Annotated in this window: 15 protein-coding genes and 2 tRNA genes; 11 read left to right on the forward strand and 6 right to left on the reverse strand. The window is 69.5% G+C overall.

The features are described 5' to 3' along the window. Window positions 1-33: 33 nt before the first annotated feature. Genes recO through HMPREF1529_RS13090 form a run of 3 tightly spaced genes read left to right on the forward strand, consistent with a single transcriptional unit; the run spans window position 34 to window position 2269 of the window. Entirely contained in the window at window positions 34-762 is a 729-nt protein-coding gene (recO, locus tag HMPREF1529_RS13080; RefSeq protein WP_016465152.1) for a DNA repair protein RecO, read from the forward strand. Beyond that, window positions 759-1574 carry an isoprenyl transferase gene (locus HMPREF1529_RS13085; RefSeq protein WP_016465153.1) on the forward strand — a complete coding sequence of 272 codons (816 nt, stop codon included), beginning with the start codon at window positions 759-761 and terminating at the stop codon, window positions 1572-1574. Before recO ends, HMPREF1529_RS13085 begins: the two co-directional genes overlap by 4 nt. Before the next feature lie 29 nt (window positions 1575-1603). After that, window positions 1604-2269 carry a DsbA family oxidoreductase gene (locus HMPREF1529_RS13090; RefSeq protein ID WP_016465154.1) on the forward strand — a complete coding sequence of 222 codons (666 nt, stop codon included), beginning with the start codon at window positions 1604-1606 and terminating at the stop codon, window positions 2267-2269. A gap of 61 nt (window positions 2270-2330) precedes the next feature. Here the strand turns inward: HMPREF1529_RS13090 and HMPREF1529_RS13095 are convergent, their stop codons facing one another. Next, entirely contained in the window at window positions 2331-2834 is a 504-nt protein-coding gene (locus HMPREF1529_RS13095) for a glutathione peroxidase (RefSeq protein ID WP_016465155.1), read from the reverse strand. Between the two features lie 62 nt (window positions 2835-2896). Between HMPREF1529_RS13095 and dusB the strand changes: the two genes are divergently transcribed. The 5 genes from dusB (at window position 2897) to HMPREF1529_RS13120 (ending at window position 8318) form a co-directional block, all read left to right on the forward strand. Next, entirely contained in the window at window positions 2897-4060 is a 1164-nt protein-coding gene (gene dusB / locus HMPREF1529_RS13100) for a tRNA dihydrouridine synthase DusB (RefSeq protein WP_016465156.1), read from the forward strand. Continuing rightward, complete coding sequence (locus HMPREF1529_RS13105; RefSeq protein WP_016465157.1) at window positions 4050-5438, forward strand: deoxyguanosinetriphosphate triphosphohydrolase; 1389 nt, start codon at window positions 4050-4052, stop codon at window positions 5436-5438. Before dusB ends, HMPREF1529_RS13105 begins: the two co-directional genes overlap by 11 nt. Beyond that, window positions 5438-7333 (forward strand): DNA primase, encoded by a 1896-nt coding sequence (gene dnaG, locus HMPREF1529_RS13110; RefSeq protein WP_016465158.1) that lies wholly within the window; start codon window positions 5438-5440, stop codon window positions 7331-7333. Before HMPREF1529_RS13105 ends, dnaG begins: the two co-directional genes overlap by 1 nt. Before the next feature lie 68 nt (window positions 7334-7401). Beyond that, window positions 7402-8172: an ATP-binding cassette domain-containing protein gene (locus HMPREF1529_RS13115; RefSeq protein WP_016465159.1), complete on the forward strand. Its 771-nt coding sequence runs from the start codon at window positions 7402-7404 to the stop codon at window positions 8170-8172. 73 nt (window positions 8173-8245) lie between these two features. Further along, window positions 8246-8318 (forward strand) — tRNA-Asn (locus HMPREF1529_RS13120). An 88-nt stretch (window positions 8319-8406) separates the two neighbouring features. On the opposite strand, the gene def is transcribed toward HMPREF1529_RS13120, so the two are convergent. After that, window positions 8407-8973 (reverse strand): peptide deformylase, encoded by a 567-nt coding sequence (def, locus tag HMPREF1529_RS13125; RefSeq protein ID WP_081767948.1) that lies wholly within the window; start codon window positions 8971-8973, stop codon window positions 8407-8409. 42 nt (window positions 8974-9015) lie between these two features. On the opposite strand from def, the gene HMPREF1529_RS13130 reads away from it, so the two are divergent. The 3 genes from HMPREF1529_RS13130 (at window position 9016) to HMPREF1529_RS13140 (ending at window position 10806) form a co-directional block, all read left to right on the forward strand. Continuing rightward, window positions 9016-10083, forward strand: a complete 1068-nt coding sequence (locus tag HMPREF1529_RS13130; protein ID WP_016465161.1) for a DMT family transporter — start codon at window positions 9016-9018, stop codon at window positions 10081-10083. A gap of 14 nt (window positions 10084-10097) precedes the next feature. Next, a tRNA-Ile gene (locus tag HMPREF1529_RS13135) sits at window positions 10098-10174 on the forward strand. 119 nt (window positions 10175-10293) lie between these two features. Continuing rightward, the gene (locus HMPREF1529_RS13140; RefSeq protein ID WP_016465162.1) at window positions 10294-10806 is read left to right on the forward strand and encodes a DUF3145 domain-containing protein; all 513 of its coding nucleotides are present in this window, start codon (window positions 10294-10296) and stop codon (window positions 10804-10806) included. 147 nt (window positions 10807-10953) lie between these two features. On the opposite strand, the gene HMPREF1529_RS13145 is transcribed toward HMPREF1529_RS13140, so the two are convergent. From HMPREF1529_RS13145 to HMPREF1529_RS13160, 4 genes are all read right to left on the reverse strand, one after another. Next, entirely contained in the window at window positions 10954-12192 is a 1239-nt protein-coding gene (locus HMPREF1529_RS13145; RefSeq protein WP_005049447.1) for a beta-ketoacyl-[acyl-carrier-protein] synthase family protein, read from the reverse strand. Between the two features lie 67 nt (window positions 12193-12259). Continuing rightward, window positions 12260-12508 carry an acyl carrier protein gene (locus HMPREF1529_RS13150; protein ID WP_005049448.1) on the reverse strand — a complete coding sequence of 83 codons (249 nt, stop codon included), beginning with the start codon at window positions 12506-12508 and terminating at the stop codon, window positions 12260-12262. 93 nt (window positions 12509-12601) lie between these two features. Then, a complete protein-coding gene (locus tag HMPREF1529_RS13155) occupies window positions 12602-13618 on the reverse strand; it encodes a beta-ketoacyl-ACP synthase III (RefSeq protein ID WP_016465163.1) in 1017 nt (338 codons plus the stop codon). Then, on the reverse strand, window positions 13615-14535 hold the full coding sequence (locus tag HMPREF1529_RS13160) for an ACP S-malonyltransferase (protein ID WP_005049451.1): 921 nt from the start codon (window positions 14533-14535) through the stop codon (window positions 13615-13617). The genes HMPREF1529_RS13155 and HMPREF1529_RS13160 overlap by 4 nt, the downstream gene beginning before the upstream one ends. Between the last annotated feature and the right edge of the window lie 12 nt (window positions 14536-14547).

Here is a 14547-nt window from a genome sequence, read left to right on the forward strand (position 1 = left end):
CCCGATGTCGGCACCGGCGGGGATAATCGAGGAGTGCCCACCTACCGCGACGAGGTCGTGGTCCTGCGGACCCACAAGCTGGGCGAAGCGGACCGCATCGTGACGATGCTCAGCCGTCGCCACGGCAAGGTGCGTGCTGTCGCGAAGGGCGTGCGCCGCACATCGTCGAAGTTCGGAGCCCGCCTCGAGCCGTTCATGGTCGCCGACGTCCAGCTCTACCAGGGCCGCTCGCTCGACATCGTGCAGCAGGCCGAGTCGCTCGGCTCCTACGGCGCCGCGATCGTGGCCGACTACGACCTCTACACCGCCGCGCATGCCATGGTCGAGACCGCCGACCGGCTGAACGAAGCCGAAGCCACCCCCCAGCAGTACCTGCTTCTGGTGGGAGGGCTGCGCACCCTGGCCCAGGGTGGCCGGGCGTCTCGTTCCGTGCTCGACTCGTACCTCCTGCGGGCGATGTCGCTGTCGGGCTGGGCCCCGGCGCTGTTCGACTGCGCCCGGTGCGGGGCCGCCGGCCCGCACGACTGGTTCGTGGCGCAGCTCGGCGGCGTGGTGTGCGGCGACTGCGCCCCGGCCGGCTCCGCACGGCTGCGACCCGAGACCGGTGCGCTGCTGCGCGCGCTGATCGCGGGAGAATGGGATGTCGTGGATGCCGCGACCCACGCCGCCACCGCCTCGGCATCCGGCCTGGTCGCCGCCTACGCGCAGTGGCACCTCGAGCGCGGCATCCGATCCCTGTCCCACGTGGAGAGCACCCGTTGAGCCCCAAGCCCTACACACACCGCGATGCCGTGCCGTACCGCGCCCTCGATTGGACCGGCATCCATCCGCCGCGCTTCCCGAAGGGTGGGGTCCCGAATCATGTCGCCATCGTCATGGACGGCAACGGCCGGTGGGCGAACCGCCGGGGACTCACACGAATCGAAGGACACCGGGCGGGGGAGGAAGTGCTTCTGGACGTCGTCGCCGGCGCGATCCAGGCGGGCGTGAAACACCTCAGCGTCTACGCCTTCTCGACCGAGAACTGGGCCCGCTCGCCCGAGGAGGTGCGCTTCCTCATGGGCTACAACCGCGACGTACTGCACCGCCGCCGCGACCAGCTCAACGAATGGGACGTCCGCATCCGGTGGGCCGGACGCAAGCCGCGCCTGTGGGGATCGGTCATCAAGGAACTGCAGTACGCCGAGCAGCTCACCGCCGGCAACGACACGCTCACCCTGACGATGTGCATCAACTACGGCGGCCGTCACGAGATCGTCGACGCGATGCGGGCGATGGGCGAGCAGATCGCCGCCGGGCGGTTGAAGCCGTCGGCGATCACGGAGAAGACGCTGCGCAGGCATCTCTACGTTCCGGACATGCCCGACGTCGACCTCTTCCTGCGTTCCAGCGGCGAGCAGCGCACCTCCAACTTCCTGCTGTGGGAGTCCGCCTACGCGGAGATGGTGTTCCTCGACACGCTGTGGCCCGACTTCTCGCGCACCGACCTCTGGGGCGCGATCGAGCTGTACCTCGGGCGCAGCCGTCGCTTCGGAGGAGCCGTCGACGCGCCGACGGCCGATTCCGCGGAATAGACCCGCGCACGAGAGAGGTTGCACCCGACATGACAGACAAGATCACAATCGACGTGTGGAGTGACATCGCCTGCCCGTGGTGCTACATCGGCAAGCGCAACCTCGAGGCCGGCCTCGCACAGACGGCGGCCGACCCCGACGCCCCGCAGGTCGAAGTGACCTTCCACTCCTTCGAGCTTTCGCCGGACACACCGGTCGACTTCGAGGGCGATGAGCTGGACTTCCTCGCCGGGCACAAGGGGATGCCGCGGGAGCGCGTTCGCGAGATGCTCGACCAGGTCACCGGTGTGGCCGCCGGGTCGGGGCTGGAGTACCGCTTCGACCTGCTGCAGCACACCAACACGGTGAAGGCCCACGAACTGCTGCACTTCGCGAAGGCACAGGGCCGTCAGAACGAGATGGCCGAGCGGCTCATGTCGGCCTACTTCACCGAGGGCAAGCACGTCGGGCGCATCGACGATCTCGTCGCCCTCGCCGCCGAGGTCGGCTTCGACGCCGATCAGGTGCGCGATGCCCTCGAGTCGAGCCGGCATCTCGCCGATGTGCGCGCCGACCAGGCGCAGGCGCAGGCCTACGGCATCCAAGGCGTGCCGTTCTTCGTGATCGACGGCAAGTACGGCGTCAGCGGCGCGCAGCCCGCCGATGCGTTCGCGCAGATCACCCGCCAGGTGTGGACGGAGAAGCAGGACGCCTGACGCCGGGTTTCACCCGGCCGTCGAGCGAGCGCAGCGAGTCGAAACGCCCGCACGCGGGGACTCAGGCAGGCAGGCTCGCCTCGATCGCGGCGATGACCTCGGGCGCGTCGGGTTTGGTCTGCGGCCGGAAGCGGTGCACCTCACCGGAGGGGGTCACGAGGAACTTCTCGAAGTTCCACATGACCGGCCCCTTCGCGCCCTCGACGTTCTTGGCCTTCTTGAGCGCCTTGTACAGCGGCGCCGCGTGGGAGCCGTTCACGCGGACCTTGTCCATGATCGGGAAGCTCACGCCCCAGGTCACCGAGCAGTACTCGAGGATCTCCTCCATCGAGCCGGGCTCCTGACCCATGAACTGATTGCAGGGGAACCCGATGACCTGCAGACCCCGCTCGCCGTAGGTGCGCTGCAGTTCCTCGAGCTGCTCATACTGGGGCGTCAGACCGCACTTCGATGCGACGTTGACAATGAGGACGGCGCGATCACCGACCTCGGAAAGGGTGTGCTCAGCGCCCGTCGCGTCGGTGTAGGGGATCTCGCGGACATCCGCAGTCTGTGTCTCGGCCATGTTGTCCACGATACGACCGCCGATCGCCTCACCGGCGGCGCGAGTCTGGGAGAATGGACAGGATGTCCCTCTCCGTCTCCACCGGCCCCGCGCTGCGTATCGGTCCCATCGCGCTCGACGCGCCGGTGGTCCTCGCGCCGATGGCCGGAATCACCAATACGGCGTTCCGCCGGCTCTGCCGCGAGTACGGCGCAGGGCTCTACGTGTCCGAGATGATCACGACGCGCGCTCTCGTCGAACGCAACGCGACGACCATGCGACTCATCACGCACCACGAGTCCGAGACGCCGCGATCGATCCAGCTCTACGGCGTCGACCCGTCTACGACCGAGGCGGCCGTCCGCCTGCTCGTGGAGGAGGACCGCGCCGACCACATCGACCTCAACTTCGGCTGTCCCGTCCCGAAGGTGACCCGCAAGGGTGGGGGAGCGGCACTGCCCTGGAAGCTGGGTCTGTTCCGCGAGATCGTCACCCGCGCCGCACGCGCCGCCGGCGACGTGCCGCTCACGGTGAAGATGCGCAAGGGCATCGATTCCGACCACCTGACCTTCCTCGACGCAGGGCGTATCGCGGAGGATGCCGGTGTGGCTGCCGTGGCGTTGCACGCTCGGACGGCCGCCGAGTTCTACTCCGGCCAGGCCGACTGGGCGGCGATCGCCGAGCTCAAGCGGGCTGTGACCGGCATTCCGGTGCTCGGCAACGGCGACATCTGGTCGGCGGACGACGCCGTGCGGATGATGGCCGAGACCGGGTGCGACGGCGTCGTGGTCGGTCGCGGCTGCCTCGGGCGTCCCTGGCTGTTCGGCGATCTCGCCCGCGGTCTCGGCGGCCCCGCCGCCGCCGCAGCGCCCGTGGACGCGACACTCGGTTTCGTCGCCGCCGCCTTCCGGCGCCACGCGGAGCTGCTCGTCGAGTTCTTCGAGGACGAGGGCCGCGGATGCCGCGACATCCGCAAGCACGTCGCCTGGTACTTCAAAGGCTATCCGGTCGGCGGTGAGACGCGGGCACAGCTGGCGACCGTGTCGACCCTCGCCGAGATCGACGACCTGCTGGCGACGCTGGACCTCGACGCACCGTACCCCGGTGCAGCCGCCGAGGGCCAGCGCGGGCGTGCCGGCACGCCGAAACGGCCGGCGTTGCCCGACGGCTGGCTGCAGAGCCGCGAGATGACCGGCGACGCGGCACGCGCCCTCGCCGACGCGGAGGTCGACACCAGTGGCGGGTGACGCGAGCGGTGTGGGCATCGCCTCGGGCCGCCCCTCCGGATACGACGACCACGACGCCGAACGCTTCATCCCCGAGCGGCACCGCTCACAGCGCGACGGGTTCGCCCGTGACCGGGCCCGCGTGCTGCATTCCGCGGCCCTGCGCCGTCTCGCGGCGAAGACGCAGGTGCTCAGCCCCGCCAGCCCCGCCGACTTCGCCCGTAACCGTCTCACGCACTCGCTGGAGGTCGCGCAGGTCGGTCGGGAGCTGGCGATCGCGCTCGAGCTGTCGCCGGACGTGGTCGACACCGCGTGTCTGAGCCACGACATCGGGCATCCGCCGTTCGGCCACAACGGCGAACGCGCACTGAACGATTGGGCTGAGGACATCGGAGGGTTCGAGGGCAACGCCCAGACCCTCCGGATCCTCTCCCGCCTCGAACCGAAGGTGCTCGACGCCGAGGGTCGTAGCGCAGGGCTCAACCTGACCCGTGCGAGCCTCGACGCGACGTGCAAGTACCCCTGGACCGTCGAGCATGGCGTTCCCGACCCCGGCGGGCGCGAGAAGTTCGGCGTCTATCCCGAGGACGAGGCCGTCTTCCGTTGGATGCGACAGGGGGCGCCGGGTCGCGTCCGCTGCATCGAGGCGGAGGTCATGGACCTCTCCGATGACATCGCCTACTCGGTGCACGACTTCGAGGACGCCGTGCTCAACGGCTACCTGGATCCCGCGCGGCTCGCGGACGTGCGGGAGCACGAGGCGCTGCTGACCGCCATCCAGGCCTGGGTGGGCTTCGGATTCACCCGCGACGAGCTCGCGGACGCGCTGTACCGACTCACGCGGATTCCCGAGTGGCTGCCCGGCTTCGACGGGTCGCGCGCGGCGCTGGCGGGGCTCAAGAACCTGACCTCCGACCTCATCGGTCGCTTCGCACGCGCGGCGACGACGGCGACCCGGGAGCACTACTCGGCCCCCGTCCTCACCCGGTATCACGGACGCGTCATCGTGCCGCGCGTCATCGAGGCCGAGATGGCGGTGCTCAAGGGCATCATCGGAGCGTTCGTCGTGACGATCGACGGCCGGCGCGGCCTGTACAAGGAGCAGCGTCGGGTGCTCAAGCGTCTCGCAACGGCGCTGTGGGAACGCCCCGAGCACCTCGACCGCCTGCACGCGGAGGATTTCGCCGCGGCATCCACCGACACCGCGCGCAAGCGCGTGATCGTCGACCAGGTCGCGAGTTTCACCGACCGCTTCGCGATCGAATGGCACGCCCGTCTGATCGGGCCCGTGGATCTGCGCGAGCTGGGCCTGCGCTCCGGCGACGGCCGCACGATCGCCCCCAGCGGCTTCGCCCTGCCGGAGCCCATCGCAGGGCTCTGGCCCGCCGAGGGGCACTGATGGCGCGTATCCGGCAGTCGGACGTCGACGAGGTCAAGGCCCGCATCAACATCGGCGACATCGTCGGCGAGCGGGTAGCGCTGAAGTCCGCCGGTGTCGGATCGCTCAAGGGGCTCTGCCCCTTCCACGACGAGCGCAGCCCCAGCTTCCACGTGCGACCGCAGGTCGGCTACTACCACTGCTTCGGATGCGGCGAGTCGGGCGACGTCTATTCGTTCCTGCGGGCGATGGACCACCTCTCCTTCACCGAGGCGGTCGAGCGCCTCGCAGCGCGCATCGGATACACGCTGCATTACGAGGACGGCGGAGCGGCCCCTGAGACGAGCGGACGCACACGGTTGTACCAGGCGAATGCGGCCGCCGCCGAGTGGTTCCGCGGCCAGCTCTCGTCACCCGAGGCCGACGCCGGGCGGCGCTTCCTCGGTGAGCGCGGATTCGACGCCGGCGCCGCGGCGCACTTCGGCGTGGGGTACGCGCCGAAGGGCTGGGATCACCTGCGCGACGCGATGCGCGCCCAGGGATTCAGCGATGAGGAGCTGTCGGCCGCGGGACTCGTGTCGCAGGGTCAGCGCGGCGTGTACGACCGCTTCCGGGGACGCGTCGTCTGGCCCATCCGCGACGTCACTGGACAGACCATCGGCTTCGGCGCACGACGCCTGTACGAGGACGACAAGGGCCCGAAGTACCTCAACACCCCCGAGACCACGATCTACAAGAAGGCGCAGGTGCTCTACGGCCTTGACCTCGCGAAGAAGGACGTGTCGCGCTCGCACCGCGTCGTCGTCGTCGAGGGCTACACCGACGTCATGGCGTGTCATCTCGCCGGCGTCACGACGGCGGTGGCCACCTGTGGCACCGCCTTCGGCTCGGATCACATCACCGTGCTGCGCCGCGTCATGGGCGACGACACGGCGGCGGGCGAGGTCGTGTTCACCTTCGACCCGGATGCCGCGGGCCAGAAAGCGGCGCTTCGCGCCTTCGCCGACGCCAAACGGTTCAACGCCCAGACCTACGTCGCCACCGGTCCCCAGGGATTGGACCCGTGCGATCTGCGGTTGGAACGCGGGGACGCGGCGGTGCGTGCCATGCTCGACACCAAGGTGCCGATGTTCGAGTTCGTCATCGATCAGCGTCTTTCGGGGTTCGACCTCGCGAGCGTCGAGGGTCGCGTCGGGGCGTTGCGGGCCGCTGCACCCGTCGTGGGGGAGCTGCGCGACCCGCTGCTGCAGCCGGAGTACACGCGAGTGCTGGCCCGCCGTCTCGGCATGGACACCGAGGACGTCCGCCGTGAGGTCGACCGCGCCGCGCGAGACAGCGCACGCCGCGACGGCGACGCACACCGCCCCACGTCGACCGCGTCCGCGAACTCCTCGAGCTCCGACGGGACCGCGCCCACACCCGTGGTCGACGAACCCGCACTCCGGATGAACCTGCGCACACTCCCACGCACCGCCGACGCAACGCTCGAGCGCGATGCCCTCATGGGTGTGCTGCAGTACGGTCACCTCGTCGACGGCGAGGAGGTGGATGCCGCCCTCGCGCTGCCCATGCAGATTCCCGCCCTCGACGCGGTGCGGCAGTCCCTCCTGGCGCAGGGCGACCGCAGACGCATCGGCTGGGCGTCGACGGCGGTGGAGTCCGTGCGCGAACCGTATCGCTCGCTCGCCGTGGAACTGCTGACCGCGGACTTCCCCGCACTGACCGAGGCGGAGGCAGCGGCCTATACGCGCGGGCTGGCCCGCAAGCTGCGCCTGCGCGCGGTCGACCGGGAAAAGAACGAGTTGCTCGGCACGATCCAGCGACTTCCCCCCGATTCGGAGCAGGGTCGGGCGGTGCGACTGGCGCTGCGCGAGCTGGATGCGCGCCGGCGCGCTCTGACCGAGGCTCCGCTCTGACCGGGTGGCGCGGCCGCACGCGCACGGGCGCGGTGGCGCGCGCGGGCGAGAGCAGGCAGGATGAGCGCATGCCGCGTCGTGCCCCCACCGACAATCCTGCCGCTCTTCGCTGCGACGACCTGTCGATCGCGCGCGCCGGAGTGCGCGTCGTCGAAGGAGTCAGCTTCCGGGTCGACCCGGGCCGCGCGCTGGCGGTGATGGGCACGACCGGATCAGGCAAGTCCACGCTTGCGGCCCTGCTCGCCGGCGCGGACGACGACTCGCTCGCGGTCGTCGGCGGCGACGCCTGGGTCGACGGCACGGCCATCCAGCGCAGGGGACGCGCTGCACGCGTGCGCGCCTACTACACCGGGTATGTCCCGCAGCGCGCAGGAGCCGGGCTTCCGGCACGGCTGACCGTCGGAGACGTCATCGGCGAGCCGATCACGAGCCGAGATCGCCGCGTCAATCAGCGAGCCTTGGCCGTCCGGGTCGCCGGGCTGTTGGACGAGTTCGAGCTTCCCCTCGGGGCGGCCACCCGGTACCCCTACGAGCTGAGCTCAGGGATGCGACAGCGCGTCGCGATCGCGCGCGCACTCGTGCTGCAACCACGGGTCTTCATCGGCGACGACCCGTACGCCAACCTCGACGTCGAGGTAAGACAAGCCGCGCGCGATGCGCTGCTGCGACGGCGCGACGAGGACGGCATGGCGATCCTGATGGTCACCAACGACGCCGAGGCCGTGCGCGAGTTGGACGGCGATGTGCTGGTGCTGCGGGCCGGCCTGCCCGTGGGGTACGGGCACGGCACGACGGATCTGCTGTGGACACCCGACGGCGGCACCCGCATGGTCTCGTGAAAACGTGCCACGTGTCACGAGCACACCTCGACGTTTGCTAATATGGACGGGTTGCCCGCTCGCGGGTGATTGATCCTCGGTAGCTCAATTGGCAGAGCAGCCGGCTGTTAACCGGCAGGTTCTTGGTTCGAGTCCAAGCCGGGGAGCGAACGGCCCCAGACTCCACTCTGGGGCCGTTTTCGTCGCCCGGCGCGAGGCTTCAGACTGGACAGCTCGCGCAGCGCCGACCGAAGATCAGGCGTCGAGATCGTCGATTCCTGGCGTCCAGGACGCCCCAGGACGACCCCAGCCGCGCTTGCGGGCGATCTTCTGGACGGTCTTCCAGTCACCGTCGTCCAGGCGGTCCACATACAGGATGCCGTCGAGGTGGTCGAACTCGTGCTGCATGATGCGCGCGCGCCAGCCATCGACCTGGATGCGGATCGGCTCACCGTCGAGATCGATGCCGGTGACCAGAACCTCATCGGAGCGGCGCAACGCGAAGCGCTCGCCCGGGAACGACAGGCACCCCTCCGACTCGTCGTCCGGGTCGGGTGCCCCGGGCACCGACGGACGCATCCACAGTTCGGGGTTGAGGATGACTCCGCGCCAGGGCTGCCCGTCATCGTCTTGGTAGCTGTACGTGTAGATGCGCAGGCCCACCCCTACCTGGGGGGCCGCGAGACCGACGCCGGGGGCGGCATCCATCGTCTCGAACATGTCTGCGACGAGTGTGCGGATCTCATCGGTGATTTCGGAGACCGGGTCGGCGGGGGAGTGCAGGACGGGATCGCCCATGATGCGAATCGGAAGAACAGCCACGTCCTGAGCCTATCGAGCACACCTGGCGGTTAGTGTCGAGGGGTGCATGCCGCCCTCAACGACCTCGGAGACGTGACCGACAAACTCGTCGGCGTCTTCGCGGACCCCGGCATCCTCATCGGCATTCCGCTCGCGCTGCTCGGCGCGATCTTCATGTCCTTCGGCGCACAGTATCAGCACCGCGGCGTACAGAAGGTCGAGAGACTCACGTCCACCGCCGGCGGCACCGGTCTCACCGGCGGACAGATCTGGAACCTGCTGCGCCGACCGTCATGGGTGGCCGGCACGGTGATGCTGGGACTGGCCATCGTGTGCCAGCTGACGGCACTGTCGTTCGCCCCCCTCATCCTGGTGCAGCCTCTCGGCGCGGTCTCGTTGGTCATCACGACGCTGCTCAACGCCCGAATCAGCGGCCTCAAGCCGACGCGGCGCTCACTGACCGCCATCGGCCTCTGCGTCGCCGGCATCTTCGTGTTCGTCACCATCGCCGCCCTGTATGCGACCGAGACGCCGATCAGCGACGGGCAGCTGATCACCGTTCTTCTGATCCTCGCCGGCGTCGCCATCGTCCTGACGGCGCTGTGGCTGTGGCTGCGCACCCGTATCGGCGCCCTGTTCTACATCGTCGCCGCCGGCATCATGTACGGCTTCGTCGCGACGCTCGCGAAGGTCGTGCTCAGCCGCATCCGCACCGGCGATTTCGAGTGGCTCACGATCGTCTGCATCGCCGCACTGCTGACCGGCACCGCGATCGGCGCCTACTTCGTGCAGACCGCGTACGCGTCCGGCCCGCCCGACCTGGTGATCGCCGGCCTGACCGTCATCGACCCGATCGTCGCCATCGTCATCGGCCTGGCGGTGCTGCGCGAGGCCGACGGTGCCCCCCTCTGGGCGTACGGCGGCTTCGTCGTCGCAGGCGCGCTGGCCGTGAGCGGCGTCTTCCAGCTGGCCCGTCACCACCCTCAGGTCATCAGCGACAGCCAGGAGATTCCGATCACCCGCGGCAGCACCGACGCGGTGTCTCCCGGGTCTCAGCGCCTGACGGATGCCGTCGCGAAGGTGTGGCCGGAGCCTCCCGTGCGCGATCGGGACGACCCGCGCCCCCGCTAGACTTCCGGGGACAGGGGGCGGTGGCCAAGCTGGTCAAGGCAGCGGGCTCATAACCCGACGATCGTGGGTTCAAGTCCCACCCGCCCTACCAATGACACGGTTGTGATTCCGCGTCGTTATCGGCCATAATGGGCCCACAACCACATAGGCGCCACGCATCCGACACTCAGGTCGTAGGGGAAGACGTACCTGAAGAAACGGAGAATCGCGATGGCGACCACGTCGACCCCACAGGCGCGCGGAGTGATCTACATCCACTCCGCGCCACGTGCGCTGTGCCCCCACCTCGAGTGGGCAGTGGGGCGCGCTCTCGGGCGCGCGGTGAGCTTCGAATGGGCAGACCAGCCCGTTCTCGCCGGCAGCCGCCGCGCCGAGTTCTATTGGGAGGGCCCCGCCGGCACCGGCGCCGCCCTCGCGACCGCGATCCGGGGATGGGAGCACCTGCGGTTCGAGGTGAGCGAAGACCCCAGTGCACGCTCGGACGGCGGGCGGTGGATGCACACGCCGGACCTCGGCATCCACTATGCCCAGACCGACGCGGCAGGAAACGTCGTGATCGGAGAGGATCGCATCCGCTACGCGATGGAGATCGCCGCCGGTGACCCCTACGACCTCCAGCGCGAGCTGCAGGTCGCGCTGGGCTCCACGTGGGACGAAGAGCTCGAACCGTTCCGCCACGCCAGCGACGACGCTCGCGTCGTGTGGCTGCACAAGGTGGGCTGAGGCCCACCACCTCGACCTCAGACGGGTCGAGGCGCCAGTACCGGCTTCGGACGGCTTCCCGGAGACCGAGACCGCGCATCCCCGTCTGACACGAAAGACGCCCCCGCCATCCTCACGGATGCGGGGGCGTCTTCACGCGCGCGTTGCTCAGACCGAGGCGAAGGCGGCGACGGCGTTGTGTCCGCCGAAGCCGAACGAGTTGCTGATCGCGAGCTGCGGGCCGTCGCCGAGGGGAGTCGGCGCACCCGAGAGACGGAACGGGACAGCGGGGTCCTGCTCGGTCATGTTGATCGTCGGGGGCGCGACGCGATCGCGGATGGCCAGAATCGTGAAGATGGCCTCCAGAGCGCCGGTGCCGCCGAGGAGATGACCGGTCGAGGCCTTCGTCGCCGAGACCGGGATCTCATCGATGCGGTCGCCGAACACGCTCTTCAACGCGACGTACTCGTTCGGATCTCCGACCGGCGTCGACGTGGCGTGGGCGTTGATGTGGGTCACGTCATCCGGGGACGCATCGGCCATGGCCAGCGCGAGGTTCACCGCACGCGCGGCGCCGGTACCCTCGGGATCGTTCGCCGTGATGTGATACGAGTCGGCCGTGACACCGCCGCCGACGACGACCGCGTAGATCTTCGCGCCGCGCGCCTTGGCGTGCTCCTCGGTCTCGAGGATCAGCACACCGGCGCCCTCGCCCATGACGAACCCGTCGCGGTCGATGCTGCCCGGACGCGATGCCGTCTCGGGGGAGTCATTGCGCTTGGACAACGCCTGCATCGAGGAGAAGGACGCGATGGTGACGGGATGGATCACCGATTCGGTGCCTCCCGCGATCACCACGTCCGCGAGACCGTCACGCAGGTGCTCGATGGCGTTGACGATCGACTCCGTGCTGGAGGCACACGCACTGGCGACCGTGCGCGCATAGGCGCGCGCACCGAAGTGCAGCGACAGGTTGCCCGCCGCAGCGTTGGGCATGAGCATCGGAACCGTCATCGGGAGCACCCGACGCGGGCCCTTCTCGCGAAGGGTGTCCCACGCGTCCAGGAGGGTCCAGAGGCCGCCGATGCCGGTCGCGAAATCGACGCCGAGCCGCTCCGGGTCGACCTCCGGGCTCCCGGCATCCGCCCACGCTTCCATCGCCGCGACGAGTGCGAACTGCGACGACGGGTCGAGGCGCTTGGCGATCGGACGCTCGAGCACGGTGTCGGGACGCACCGCAGCCTGGGCCGCGAACGTGACGGGCAGGTTGTACTGCTCGACCCAGTCGTACTCGAGGGTGCGGGCGCCGGATGCGCCACCCAGCAGCGCGGACCAGCTCTCCGGCGCGGTCCCGCCGATGGGACTGGATGCGCCGATGCCGGTGACGACGATTCGGGGAATGCTCATGGTCTCCTCGGATGCTCCGGTGGGGGCACGACGGCCCCCACCGGGGTGCAGGTGGCGAGGCCTGAGGTCAGGCCTGGTTGGTGGTGATGAAGGTGACGGCGTCGCCGACGGTCTTGAGGTTCTTGACCTCTTCGTCGGGGATGGTCACGCCGAACTTCTCCTCGGCGTTGACAACGATCGTCATCATCGAGATCGAGTCGATGTCGAGGTCGTCCGTGAACGACTTCTCCAGCGCGACCTCGTCCGCCGAGATGCCGGTCTCGTCAGTGATGAGCTCGGCGAGTCCTGCGAGGACCTCGTCGTTGCTGAATGCCATGGGATTCTCCTTGTTTATCGGGGTGTCACGGGCCCTGCGGGGCCGACGTTCAGTCTAGGTGCGGCGACCGCCGCGACCGGGTATCTCGGGCCGTCAGGGAAGGACGACGACCTGTGCGCCGAAGACCAGTCCCGCGCCGAAACCGATCTGCAGTGCGAGGCCGCCCGACAGCTCCGGGTGCTCGGCGAGCAGGCGGTGCGTGGCGAGGGGGATGGATGCCGCTGAGGTGTTGCCGGTGGTCTCGATGTCACGGCCGATCACGACGGTGTCGGGAAGCTTCAGCTGCTTGGCGAACTCGTCGATGATGCGCATGTTGGCCTGGTGGGGCACGAACGCCGCGAGATCCGACGGCTGCACACCGGCTTCCTCGAGAGCTTGACGCGCGACCTTGACCATTTCCCACACGGCCCATCGGAAGACCGTCGGCCCCTCCTGGCGCAGCGTCGGCCAGGGTGCCTTTCCGTCGCGGAACTCCGTGAGCGTGTGGTTCATCCCCACGGCATCCGCCTTCGACCCGTCAGATCCCCAGACCGTGGGTCCGATGCCCGGGAAATCGCTGGGGCCGACGACGACGGCGCCGGCACCGTCACCGAGCAGGAAGGAGATGGAGCGGTCGGTGGGGTCCACGACGTCGCTGAGCTTCTCAGCGCCCACGACGACGGCATAGTGCGCCGCGCCCGCACGGATGAGAGCGTCCGCCTGGGCGACACCGTACGCGAAGCCCGCGCAGGCGGCATTGAGGTCGTACGCGGCCGCGGGGTTGGCGCCGATGCGGTCGGCGACGATCGCCGATACCGAGGGCGTCTGCTTCGGGTTGGAGATCGTGGCGACGATCACGGCATCGACGAGCGACGGGTCGATTCCCGCGCCGGCGATCGCCTCGGCGGCGGCATCGGCGGCCAGGTCGATCGCCGTGGTCGCCGCGTTGGCTCGCACCCGCGTGATGATGCCGGTGCGCTGGCGGATCCACTCGTCGCTGGAGTCGATGGGGCCGACGAGGTCGTCGTTGGGAACCGCGTTCTCGCCGCGGGCCGCGCCGTACGCGTAGATGCGGGTGTGAGCCGGTCCCGTCGACTGGACGAGAGTGGGTCGGGTGGGCGCGTCGGTCACGCGTCGCCTCCTGTCAGCAGGGCGGCGGCTGCCGCGAGGTCGTCGGGTGTCTTCACGGCCACCGTGGGCACACCGCGCAGGGCGCGCTTGGCGAGTCCGGTCAGGGTTCCGGCCGGCGCGAGCTCGATGATGCCGGTGACGCCCGCATCCGCGAAGGATTCCATGCACAGATCCCAGCGGACGGGAGAGGAGACCTGCGCGACGAGCAGGTCGAGCGCCTCGCGACCGGAGGCCACACGGGCACCGTCACGGTTCGTCCAGAGGGCGAGCGCCGGGTCGGATGCCGCGACCTCCGCGGCCGCCGTGCGCAGCGTGGCCACCGCCGGTGCCATGTAAGAGGTGTGGAACGCGCCGGCCACCTGCAGCGGAATCACACGGCTGCCCGCGACGGGGTGAGCGGTGAGCTCTGCGAGAGCGTCCTGGGCGCCTGCGGCGACGATCTGGCCGGCGCCGTTGTGATTGGCGGGGGTGAGCTCCAACTCGTCGAGAAGCGCGAGCACGCCGTCGCGGTCGCCGCCGAGGATCGCACTCATTCCGGTCTGCTCCCGCGCGGCCGCATCGGCCATGGCCCGACCACGCAGCCCGACCAGACGCATGCCGTCGTCCTCACTGACGACGCCAGCGGCGACCAGGGCAGCGACCTCGCCGACCGAATGCCCGGCGACGCCGGCAGGCGCGGCGCCCGCGGCATCCTGGAGAGCAGCGTAGGAGAGCAGGCTCGCCGCCACGATCAAGGGCTGGGCGACCGCCGTGTCACGGATGCGTTCGGCATCCCACTCGGTGCCGGCGGCCACGAGGTCCGCCTGCGCAGCCTCGGCGTAGCGCTCGAGCCGCTCGCGGGCGCCCTCGAGCTCGAGCCAGGGTGTCAGGAACCCCGGGGTCTGCGACCCCTGCCCGGGGAAGACGGTGATGATCACGTGCCTATCCTT

It is taken from the genome of Microbacterium sp. oral taxon 186 str. F0373, assembly GCF_000411455.1.
Lineage (GTDB): Bacteria > Actinomycetota > Actinomycetes > Actinomycetales > Microbacteriaceae > Microbacterium.

Bases quoted from the DNA above. Each gene is read 5' to 3' on its own strand.
- HMPREF1529_RS13095 (WP_016465155.1), bottom strand. From the start codon at position 2,834: ATGGCCGAGACACAGACTGCGGATGTCCGCGAGATCCCCTACACCGAC.
- dusB (WP_016465156.1), top strand. From the start codon at position 2,897: ATGTCCCTCTCCGTCTCCACCGGCCCCGCGCTGCGTATCGGTCCCATC.
- HMPREF1529_RS13115 (WP_016465159.1), top strand. From the start codon at position 7,402: ATGCCGCGTCGTGCCCCCACCGACAATCCTGCCGCTCTTCGCTGCGAC.
- HMPREF1529_RS13145 (WP_005049447.1), bottom strand. From the start codon at position 12,192: ATGAGCATTCCCCGAATCGTCGTCACCGGCATCGGCGCATCCAGTCCC.
- HMPREF1529_RS13140 (WP_016465162.1), top strand. From the start codon at position 10,294: ATGGCGACCACGTCGACCCCACAGGCGCGCGGAGTGATCTACATCCAC.
- HMPREF1529_RS13090 (WP_016465154.1), top strand. From the start codon at position 1,604: ATGACAGACAAGATCACAATCGACGTGTGGAGTGACATCGCCTGCCCG.
- HMPREF1529_RS13150 (WP_005049448.1), bottom strand. From the start codon at position 12,508: ATGGCATTCAGCAACGACGAGGTCCTCGCAGGACTCGCCGAGCTCATC.
- dnaG (WP_016465158.1), top strand. From the start codon at position 5,438: ATGGCGCGTATCCGGCAGTCGGACGTCGACGAGGTCAAGGCCCGCATC.